9 protein-coding genes are annotated in these 10093 nt (G+C 42.1%); 6 read left to right on the forward strand and 3 right to left on the reverse strand.

The annotated features are described in order from the left end of the window. Nucleotides 1-49 precede the first annotated feature (49 nt). Both ADF75_RS08410 and ADF75_RS08415 read right to left on the reverse strand, forming a co-directional pair. Nucleotides 50-1015, reverse strand: a complete 966-nt coding sequence (locus ADF75_RS08410) for a LacI family DNA-binding transcriptional regulator (protein WP_048716431.1) — start codon at nt 1013-1015, stop codon at nt 50-52. Next, entirely contained in the window at nt 996-2450 is a 1455-nt protein-coding gene (locus tag ADF75_RS08415; RefSeq protein WP_048789800.1) for a sucrose-6-phosphate hydrolase, read from the reverse strand. The genes ADF75_RS08410 and ADF75_RS08415 overlap by 20 nt, the downstream gene beginning before the upstream one ends. 380 nt (nt 2451-2830) lie before the next feature. Between ADF75_RS08415 and ADF75_RS08420 the strand changes: the two genes are divergently transcribed. The 4 genes from ADF75_RS08420 (at nt 2831) to ADF75_RS08435 (ending at nt 6895) form a co-directional block, all read left to right on the forward strand. Then, entirely contained in the window at nt 2831-4723 is a 1893-nt protein-coding gene (locus ADF75_RS08420) for a sucrose-specific PTS transporter subunit IIBC (protein ID WP_048789801.1), read from the forward strand. Nucleotides 4724-4922: 199 nt separating this feature from the next. Further along, nucleotides 4923-5816 carry a fructokinase ScrK gene (gene scrK / locus ADF75_RS08425; protein ID WP_006595692.1) on the forward strand — a complete coding sequence of 298 codons (894 nt, stop codon included), beginning with the start codon at nt 4923-4925 and terminating at the stop codon, nt 5814-5816. A gap of 107 nt (nt 5817-5923) precedes the next feature. After that, complete coding sequence (locus tag ADF75_RS08430) at nt 5924-6334, forward strand: peptide deformylase (protein ID WP_048789802.1); 411 nt, start codon at nt 5924-5926, stop codon at nt 6332-6334. Between the two features lie 45 nt (nt 6335-6379). Next, entirely contained in the window at nt 6380-6895 is a 516-nt protein-coding gene (locus ADF75_RS08435; RefSeq protein ID WP_048789803.1) for a phosphatase PAP2 family protein, read from the forward strand. 61 nt (nt 6896-6956) lie between these two features. On the opposite strand, the gene queG is transcribed toward ADF75_RS08435, so the two are convergent. Next, nucleotides 6957-8090, reverse strand: a complete 1134-nt coding sequence (gene queG / locus ADF75_RS08440; RefSeq protein ID WP_048789804.1) for a tRNA epoxyqueuosine(34) reductase QueG — start codon at nt 8088-8090, stop codon at nt 6957-6959. Between the two features lie 143 nt (nt 8091-8233). Here queG and manA point away from each other — a divergent pair, with 143 nt between their 5' ends. Both manA and ADF75_RS08450 read left to right on the forward strand, forming a co-directional pair. Continuing rightward, nucleotides 8234-9178, forward strand: a complete 945-nt coding sequence (gene manA / locus ADF75_RS08445) for a mannose-6-phosphate isomerase, class I (RefSeq protein ID WP_048789805.1) — start codon at nt 8234-8236, stop codon at nt 9176-9178. 125 nt (nt 9179-9303) lie between these two features. Beyond that, complete coding sequence (locus ADF75_RS08450; protein WP_048789806.1) at nt 9304-10044, forward strand: MerR family transcriptional regulator; 741 nt, start codon at nt 9304-9306, stop codon at nt 10042-10044. Nucleotides 10045-10093: the final 49 nt, after the last annotated feature.

A 10093-nucleotide genomic window follows, 5' to 3' on the forward strand; every position in this document is an offset into this window, starting at 1 on the left:
ACGACGAAATCGAATTCTAACGAATTACCGATTTCTGTCCCACTCTCTTTTAAACACTTTTGCCAGGTAAAACACTCACTGGGAGAAAATAGCCTGTTGTTTTTACGTCTTTTCCTTCGATTTTTTGAAGAAGAAGGTCGACCGTCAGGCGAGCAATTTCCTGTAAGGGTTGCTTGATGGTGGTGAGACGGGGGAAATAATTTTCGATAAAGTAGGTCCCGTCATAGCCAATGATCTTCAGGTCTTCTGGAATGGCAATGCCGAGTTCGTCAGCGATTTTCATCACCAAAATAGCCGTTAGATCGTCAGACGCAAAGATGGCATCCGGTTTTTGCTGGGTCAAGATGGACTTGATTTCCATTTCTTTGCGAATGGGTGAATAATCACTGGAAACATTGATAATTTGTGCTTCTGGTAGGACGGAAGCAAAGCCAGCATGCCGGAGGCCAGTAGGGGAATTGGAGTTATCATTCCCTGTGAGCATGATAATCTTTTTTGCCCCTGTCTTGGCAAGGGTTTCCGCAGCGAGAACGCCCCCAGCGTAGTTATCCGACGAGACGACCGGAATCTCAGGGGAGAGGTTCCGGTCAAAGGCGATAATAGGAGCTGTGACCCGGTTATAGTCTTCAATTCCCAGATTATGACTACCAGAAATAATCCCATCTACTTGATTGGCTTCTAGCATTTCGATGTATTCACGTTCTTTTTCCGAATCATGCTCGCTATTACAAATAATGGTTTTATACCCATGTTTAAACAGTTCTTCTTCCAGTTTATCGATTAATTCTGCATAGAAGACATGGCTGATTTTTGGGAAGATTAAGCCGATTAACTTGGCTGATTTTCCTTGTAGGCTCCGAGCGATCGTATTCGGCTTGTAGCCCAATTCTCTCATGGCCTCTTTAACTTTTGAGACAGTTTTTTCAGATAAATAGCCCTTTTTGTTAATGACTCGTGAAACTGTCGTGGGGCTGACGCCAGCTAATTTGGCGACATCAGTGAGCTTTGCGACCATAGTCTAGTTCGTAGTATGTTCCAGTAGGTGTTCCGGATTTGATCAAAATACCAGTTTGATCAGCATGCGGGAAGACGCGACCAGAGAATACCTTTTCTCCTTTGTTGATAAAGATTTCAAAAATCGAGTTATCGATGAAAATTGTAGCAGTTGTCGCTTGATTTTCGATCGGGCAAGTACGAGTAGTTCCAAACTCTTGGGCATACTGTTCGCCAGCTTGGCTACGGTCGACAATGACTTGGCCATTTGCAATATCAAAAGTAATAGAAAGTCCTTTGCCTTCTTTATCAGCTAGGAGAACAATCTCACTTTTGCTATTGGCTTCAAAGGCTAATTCTAACTCGTAGCTATTATTGGTTGTTTCCTTGTTTGTAAACTCGGAAGAAGTGGAGCGGAGCTCTTTTACAGCTTCGACCGGATATTGATAAAGTTTACCGTCCTGAATGGTTAGCTCTTTGACCAAAGAGAAGGCTCCTTGGTGGTCATAGCGATCGGATGGGTATGCGACATCTGGTAAACCTAACCAGCTAACTGTTAAGGCTCTTCCATCAGGAGTGTTGAAGCCTTGAGTTGCATAGGCTTCGAAGCCGTAGTCCAAGTTGTGCAATTCAGATACGTCAACGAGACGAGCTTGTTCAGGATCAAAAGAAGCCCCAATCTTATACATATTTGGGTAGATATTGTCGTAGTCGAGGACTGCTTTGTCCAAACCTTGAGGGCAATAAAGAAGGACAGGTTGCTCGCCGACGAAGACCAAGTTAGGACACTCCATCATATAAGCTGTACGATCATTGTTGAAATCAAGATCGCCTACTTCAACCCAGTTGGTATAATCGTTATTCACCGCTTTGTAAAGGCGAACGAATCCTTTTTTCTCAAGGTCTTGACCCCCGACGATGGCATAGTATTGATCTTTGAATTTAAAAATCTGTGGGTCGCGGAAATGATCGGTAGCATCCTCTGGTTGATCAATGAGGATTTGGTCGATTTTTTCGAGGTTTCCATCCTGGTCTAAGAGAGCTCCGATTTGGTAGGGATGACGGATCCAGTTCTCGTCTCGTACATTTCCTGTATAGAATAAGAAAAGTTTGTCATCGAATTGCATAGCCGAACCAGAATAGGCTCCATGGCTATCTAAAGGTGTGTCTGGTAAAACCTTAAGACCAGTTTCTTTAAAATGAACTAAATCATCACTTTCCAGTTGTACCCAAGACTTCAATCCGTGAGCGGCTCCAAAGGGAAAATTCTGGTAAAAAAGAATCCATTTACCATTAAAATAGGAGAAACCATTCGGGTCATTTAAAAGGCCGGTTTTGGGTTCGACATGGTAATGAGTATGCCAAGGAGAATTAGCCATATTATCTTTTATTTGTTTCTTTTCTTCTCCGGTCCAGTCTTCATACCGTTTGTACCGAAGTTCTGTTGTCCATTCCATTTGACTCCTCCAAAATTTTTCTTACTTCCATAGTACCGATTTCTATAAAAAAAAGCAAGACTTTGGCCAAAGAATTGAGAAAAAATGTCAAACGTTTATCATAAAAAATCGGAGTGAAGGCTAGATATGGTTTATGAAAACAAATGAAAAAATGAAAGTTTTTGAAAATCCAAAAACTGGATAAGGTCTACAGTACATAGTGGAAGGACGTTTGTCTAAATGAAAATAAAAAGAGATTCTTTCAAACTATCAAAAATTGCAAATAAATACCAAAAACTTTCTGCAAAACGGTTGACATATTCTTAATACGTGGTACAATTAAATGCGTAGAGACGGGTGAACCGTTTTCAAAACAATAAAAAATAAGGAGATTTTTGCAAATGTCAAATACAGAAATTGCAAAAAAAGTCATCGATGCGATTGGTGGAGTTGAGAACGTCAACAGTGTTGCTCACTGTGCAACTCGTCTTCGTGTGATGGTGAAAGATGAAGCGAAAGTCGACAAAGATGCTGTCGAAAACATTGAAAAAGTACAAGGTGCTTTCTTTAACTCAGGTCAATACCAAATCATCTTTGGTACTGGTACTGTGAATAAGATTTATGATGAAGTAGTAGCTCTTGGTTTACCAACATCTACAAAGGCTGAAATGAAAGCAGAAGCTGCTAAGCAAGGAAATTGGTTCCAACGGGCTATCCGTACATTTGGTGATGTCTTTGTACCAATCATCCCAGTTATTGTTGCGACAGGTCTCTTCATGGGTGTCCGTGGACTCTTGAATGCCCTTGGTGTGACTCTTCCAGAAGATGTTACGACTTATACTCAAATCTTGACAGATACGGCCTTTATCATCTTGCCAGGTCTTGTCGTTTGGTCAACCTTCCGTGTCTTTGGTGGGAACCCAGCGGTTGGTATCGTTCTTGGTATGATGCTTGTTTCTGGTTCGCTTCCAAATGCCTGGGCTGTTGCATCCGGTGGTGAAGTGACTGCTATGAAATTCTTCGGCTTTATTCCAGTCGTAGGGTTGCAAGGATCTGTTCTTCCAGCCTTTATTATCGGGGTCCTTGGTGCGAAATTTGAGAAATCACTTCGAAAAGTTGTTCCAGATGTTCTTGATCTTTTGGTAACACCATTCGTAACCCTCTTTGTAATGTCTATTCTTGGACTCTTTGTTATTGGTCCAGTCTTTCACGTAGTTGAAACTTATATCTTAATTGGTACAAAAGCAATCCTTAGCTTACCATTAGGTCTTGGCGGATTGCTCATCGGTGGCGTTCACCAATTGATCGTCGTATCTGGTGTTCACCATATCTTTAACTTGCTTGAAGTGCAGTTGCTTGCTGCTGACCATGCCAACCCATTTAATGCTATCATCACAGCTGCCATGACTGCTCAAGGTGCTGCTACTGTAGCGGTTGGTGTGAAAACTAAAAATCCTAAATTGAAAGCTTTGGCTTTCCCGGCTGCTCTTTCTGCCTTCTTAGGTATTACTGAGCCTGCGATCTTCGGGGTGAACTTGCGTTTCCGTAAACCATTCTTCCTTTCATTAATCGCTGGTGCTATCGGTGGTGGATTGGCTTCACTTCTTGGCCTTGCTGGTACTGGTAATGGTATCACTATTATCCCAGGTACAATGCTTTACATTGGTAATGGTCAACTCTTCCCATACTTGCTTATGGTTGCAGTATCATTTGCACTTGGTTTTGCTCTTACTTACATGTTTGGTTTTGAAGATGAAGAACCTGCAACTGTAACTGAAAGTGCTACAACAGATCGTTTTGTTGAGGAAGCTGTGACTGGAACTGTTCCAGCATCTCTTCAAGATGAAACCATCATCTCTCCAATCGTTGGGCAAGCTGTTGCTTTAGAAAATGTGAATGACCCTGTATTCTCAAGCGGTGCTATGGGTCAAGGGATTGCAGTGAAGCCATCTGAAGGTGTCGTTTATGCTCCTGCAGATGCTGAAGTAACGATTGCTTTTGCAACTGGACATGCCTTCGGTTTGAAGACAGCGAATGGTGCTGAAATCTTGATTCACGTTGGGATTGATACTGTTTCAATGAATGGTGACGGTTTTGAGCAAAAAGTTGCACAAGGTGACAAGGTTAAAGCTGGTGATGTTCTTGGAACATTTGATTCTGCTAAAATTGCAGCAGCTGGTCTGGATGATACAACAATGGTCATCGTCACAAACACAGCTGACTATGCTTCAGTAACTCCAGTAGCTACTGGTGCAGTTGCTAAAGGCGATGCGATTATTGAAGTAAAAGCATAATTTAAAATATGATTGCTCAAGGACTGGTTAGGGTATCCTCCAGTCCTTGAATTTTGTTTGGAGATGAGGTTTGGAATAAAAAAGTTTCTCACCTAATGTTGAAACATAAATAAGAGTAGTTTTTTCTTTAAGGAATAGAAGTGAACCGTTTTCCTTTATGATATAATAGAAAAAAAGAGAATTGAAGAAGAGGATTGATATGACTAAATTATATGGAAGTCTTGAAGCTGGTGGAACAAAGTTTGTTTGTGCTGTAGGTGACGAAAATAATAACGTCATTGAAAAAACACAGTTTCCAACAACAACCCCTATTGAAACCCTTGATAAATGTATTGAGTTTTTCTCTAAATTTGAAACTCTTGCTGGTTTAGCAATTGGTTCATTTGGACCGATTGACATTGATAAAAATTCAAAAACATATGGTTTTATTACAACAACTCCCAAACCCCATTGGGCGAATATTGATGTGGTAGGTGCTTTCCGTCGTGCATTAAATGTACCGATTTACTTTACAACGGATGTAAATAGCTCAGCATATGGTGAAGTTGTCGCTCGTAATAATGCGGGTGCACGGATTGAAAACTTAGTCTACTACACAATCGGTACAGGAATTGGTGCAGGTGTCATCCAGCGTGGTGAATTCATTGGTGGAGTAGGACATCCTGAGATGGGCCATTACTATGTTGCCAAACACCCAATGGATGTTGAAAAAGAATTTAACGGTGTGTGTCCATTCCACAGAGGCTGTTTAGAAGGTCTTGCGGCTGGTCCAAGCCTGGAAGCTCGTACTGGTATTCGTGGGGAAAATATCGAGCTCAATAGCTCTGTATGGGATATCCAAGCCTACTATATTGCTCAAGCTGCTGTTAATGCGACTGTAACCTTCCGCCCAGATGTGATTGTATTTGGTGGAGGAGTGATGGCACAACAGCACATGTTGGATCGCGTTCGTGAAAAATTCACAGTATTATTGAACGGCTACTTACCAGTTCCAGATGTTCGTGACTACATCGTGACTCCTGCGGTAGCTGGAAATGGTTCAGCAACCTTGGGTAACTTTGTCTTAGCAAAACAAGTCAGCAAAAAAGACTAATCAGGTAAGGCTGAAACAACAAAAAGCATGAAATGCTAGGGGAGGGAGTTCTTCGTCGGGAAGATGGATGAATGACCTTCTCTTTTTTAAGCAAGAGAGGAGAAAAGATGGAAAAAGCCATTATGAAGGATCCCTTCTTTTTGAGTCAAGTGTCTGAAGAAGCGACAAAAGAAGATTTGTATTTGGCGCAGGATTTACAAGATACCTTACGAGCTCACCAGGATTCCTGTGTTGGTATGGTGGCTAATATGATTGGGGTACGCAAGCGATTGATCATTATCCAATTTGGTTTGATGCCCTTGGTTCTCTTTAACCCTGTTCTAGTCAAGAAAGAAGGAGTTTATGAGACAGAAGAGCGGTGCCTTTCTTTGGCAGGGAGCCGAAAAACGAGCCGCTTTGAAAAGATTCAAGTCTCCTACCGCGACATGAATTGGAAGCCTCAGCTCATAAGCTTAGAAGGTTTTGCGGCCCAAATTTGCCAGCATGAGCTAGATCACCTGGAAGGGATTTTGATCTAGGTCCAGTTGCTACTTGTTAAGGAATCGATCGAAGAGAAATTGTTGATGAATAAAGAATATTTGTTCTATGAACGGGTTAGACCATTTTTGGTGTCCCATCCCTATTATCTTTCTTTATTAAAGTGGGTCAACCGCCTTGTCACCCTGCTGATGCCACTCCTTTATTTTTATGTTCTTTGGGCAGCTTATCTGAAAGCTTCCGAGATTTGGGTTGTTCTTGGCTATCTGTTGGTTCCGGCGTCTGGCTTTATATTACTGAGTGTCATTCGAAAAGCAATCAATTGGCCCCGTCCTTATGAGCTTGGCGCATTTCCGCCTCTTTTAGAGAGAGAAGGCAAGGGGAGTTCCATGCCAAGTCGGCATGTCTTTTCGGCGGTAATCATTTCGACAGTAGCCTGGGGAGTGAATCCTCTTCTATCGAGCATAGGTCTCTTCTTGGCTCTGCTATTGGCAGGAGTTCGTGTTCTGGCAGGACTCCATTTTGTCCGTGATGTCGTAGTCGGATTTGTCGTTGCACTCCTATGGGGAATTGTCAGTTTTTCTCTATTAGGAATTTTCTGAGAGAGGCTGTATGAGAGAAGAAAGAAATGATTAAAAACTGCCTAAGTTTGTTAGGCAGTTTTTAATTATGTGAGTTTTGGTATTGGAATTTTTGGAAGAACCGTTCACGTTCTTCTATAATAGCTGGAGTTGGGTTTTTGAGGGAAGTTAACAAATCAACCAAGTCAGGTGTGACTTCTCGAATAAGCTCTCCCAGTGACCAAATGGCTGTTGCAATATGAATCTGGTTTTGCGAGGTTTCGATGATTTCTAACAGTTTAGGAATAGCAGACCGGTCATTAGCATTGGCCAAAGCAATGATAGCATTGCGCTGGAGAATATTCTTTCCCCGCCAACTACCAGCGACCATTCCAAATTTTTCCTTGAATTGTCCATTGGATAACTCAATAAAGGGGATTAATTCTGGATGAGCTAGTTCAGGATCGATATCAGTGGCTAATGGATTGTCCAGACCACGATTGTAGGGGCAACAGATTTGACAGATATCACAACCGTAGATGACCGTTTTAATCTTTTTACGGAATTCCAGATCCATCATCCCCTTGTCTTGGGTCTGAAAGGAAAGGCAACGTCGGGCATTCATAGAGCCATCTCCGATTAAACAAGAAGTCGGGCAGGCTTCTACACAGCGGTTACAATCTCCGCAACCATAGTCAACGGCTTGATCGGGCTCAATCTCTAGGTTGGTGATGAGCTCCCCTAAAAACATATAAGAACCGTATTCTTTTGAGATGACGAGGCCGTTCTTTCCGATAAAGCCAATCCCAGCTCGTTGAGCAACTGCGGTATCCACTAAGGCACCGGTATCCACCATACCCTTGTATTCGAAGTCGGCGGTTAATTCTTCAATCCCTCGTGCTAGGCGGTCTAATTTATCCTGCAAGACATAGTGATAATCAAGGCCCCAGCTATTGGGGGTGAATTTTCCGCGTTTATAGGCCGTCTTCTGAGGTTGTTGTTTTAACTTGTGGGGATAGGCAACGGCAATGGAAATAATCGTTTTAGCAGAAGCTAAACTTAAGCGTGGTTGGATTCGTTCTTCAATATTTTTGTGCTCAAAACCAGAATTTCGGCCTTCTTCCACAGCTAGGCGGAGGGATTTTTCTAAATAGGAAAAATCATCCGCAGTGGTAAAGCCAATTTTTGAAATACCAATGGAGTGAGCCAATTCGATAATGGATTCTTTGAGGTTCATATTCCTATTATAGCGGAAAGCCGGTAAAAATGCGAAAAACGTGCAAAAAATTAAAAAGGGGCTAAAGAGCTTGGCAGGGCTTTCAAAAACAAGTGGAATTTGGTATAATAAGGTATTGAATACAAGGATATATGGAGGCAGGTATGTCACAACCGCTATTTTTACAATCAGTTATGCAGGAAAAAATTTGGGGTGGAACTAGATTACGAGATGAGTTTGGCTATGAAATTCCGAGCGATCATGTTGGTGAATACTGGGCTATTTCGGCCCATCCACATGGTGTTTCTGTTGTTAAGAATGGACCTTATGCTGGAATGGGCTTAGACCAACTATATGCAGAGCATCGCGAATTGTTTGGGAATCGACCAGAACCGGTCTTTCCTTTGTTGACAAAGATTCTAGATGCTAATGACTGGCTGAGTGTTCAGGTTCACCCAGATGATGCCTATGGAATGGAGCATGAAGGAGAACTTGGGAAAACTGAATGCTGGTATATTATTGCCGCTGATGAAGGGGCAGAGATTATCTATGGTCACCACGCCCAGTCTAAGGAAGAATTGCGCCAAATGATCGAAGGCAAAGAATGGGATGATCTGTTAGCGCGGGTTCCTGTGAAAGCGGGAGATTTCTTCTATGTGCCAAGTGGAACCATGCATGCCATCGGTTCGGGTATCTTAATCTTGGAAACCCAGCAATCAAGCGACACGACATATCGAGTTTACGACTTTGATCGCAAAGATGATCAAGGAAATTTACGTGAGTTGCACATTGAACAGTCCATTGATGTGCTGAACTTAGGGGCACCAGCAAATAGCCGACCAGTTGAGGAAAAAGTGGATCACTTGTCATCGACTTTGTTAGTAGCCAATGACTTCTTTGGTGTTCACAAGTGGGTAGTCAATGGGGAAGTTCGATTTGAAAAGACCCATGATTATAGCTTGTTGAGCGTTCTCTCAGGGCAAGGCAGTCTACAGGTAGATGGGAAGGATTATCCTATTCAAAAAGGAAGCCACTTTATCTTACCGAGCGATGTTGAATCCTGGACTTTGGAAGGGCAAGGTTTAGAATTGATCGTAAGTCATCCATAAAAAGAAAGGGTTTGAGTTAAAAACTGTAGACAACTCAACCCTTTTTTATCTGAAAACTATTTTTATGTTAAGTCTTGACTCTGACCTAAGGGGAGGGATTATACTATCTTTGTAAGGAGGAAATCATGTACCATATCAAAGAAGCTGCAGAGCTGTCAGGTGTCTCTGTCAAGACCTTGCACCACTATGACAAGATAGGACTTCTCGTCCCTGTGAAATCTGAAAATGGCTATCGGACATACAGTCAAGAAGATTTAGAACGATTACAGGTGATTCTCTACTATAAGTATCTAGGGTTTTCCTTAGACCAAATAGCAGAACTCTTAGCCGAAGAAAAATCTAACTTATTGCCCCATTTGACCAAACAGTTGGACTATTTGACTCAAGAAAGGCAACGCCTGGATACCTTGATTTCCACCTTGCAAAAAACCATTCAGGAACAAAAAGGAGAAAGAAAAATGACCATTGAGGAAAAATTTACTGGATTTAGCTACCAAGATACTAAAAAATACCATCAAGAGGCGGTAAACAAGTACGGTCAAGAAGTCATGGACCAAGCGCTTGAACGCCAAAAAGGTCGAGAAGAGGAGGCGACAAGAGCCTTTAATCAAGTCTTCCAAGTCTTGGCGAAAAACTTCCAGGCTGGTTTGCCAGTAACAGCATCGGAAAATCAAGAAGAAGCAGCCAAACTTTTAGACGCGATTCGAACGTATGGATTTGACTGCTCTATAGAGGTTTTTGGCCATATCGGCAAAGGCTATGCCTATAATCCAGAATTCAAGGAAAACATCGACAAGTTTGGCGCTGGTACAGCCCAGTACACTTCGGATGTCATTGCCTTTTATGTCGAAAATCAAGCAAAATAAAAAAGTGAGAGTGGGACAGAAATCGGTAATTCGTTAGAATTCGATTTCG

Source organism: Streptococcus sp. 1171_SSPC (assembly GCF_001069335.1).
In the GTDB taxonomy this organism is placed as follows: Bacteria; Bacillota; Bacilli; order Lactobacillales; family Streptococcaceae; genus Streptococcus; species Streptococcus xiaochunlingii.

Bases quoted from the DNA above. Each gene is read 5' to 3' on its own strand.
- ADF75_RS08415 (WP_048789800.1), bottom strand. From the start codon at position 2,450: ATGGAATGGACAACAGAACTTCGGTACAAACGGTATGAAGACTGGACC.
- queG (WP_048789804.1), bottom strand. From the start codon at position 8,090: ATGAACCTCAAAGAATCCATTATCGAATTGGCTCACTCCATTGGTATT.
- ADF75_RS08435 (WP_048789803.1), top strand. From the start codon at position 6,380: ATGAATAAAGAATATTTGTTCTATGAACGGGTTAGACCATTTTTGGTG.
- scrK (WP_006595692.1), top strand. From the start codon at position 4,923: ATGACTAAATTATATGGAAGTCTTGAAGCTGGTGGAACAAAGTTTGTT.
- ADF75_RS08420 (WP_048789801.1), top strand. From the start codon at position 2,831: ATGTCAAATACAGAAATTGCAAAAAAAGTCATCGATGCGATTGGTGGA.
- ADF75_RS08410 (WP_048716431.1), bottom strand. From the start codon at position 1,015: ATGGTCGCAAAGCTCACTGATGTCGCCAAATTAGCTGGCGTCAGCCCC.
- ADF75_RS08430 (WP_048789802.1), top strand. From the start codon at position 5,924: ATGGAAAAAGCCATTATGAAGGATCCCTTCTTTTTGAGTCAAGTGTCT.
- manA (WP_048789805.1), top strand. From the start codon at position 8,234: ATGTCACAACCGCTATTTTTACAATCAGTTATGCAGGAAAAAATTTGG.
- ADF75_RS08450 (WP_048789806.1), top strand. From the start codon at position 9,304: ATGTACCATATCAAAGAAGCTGCAGAGCTGTCAGGTGTCTCTGTCAAG.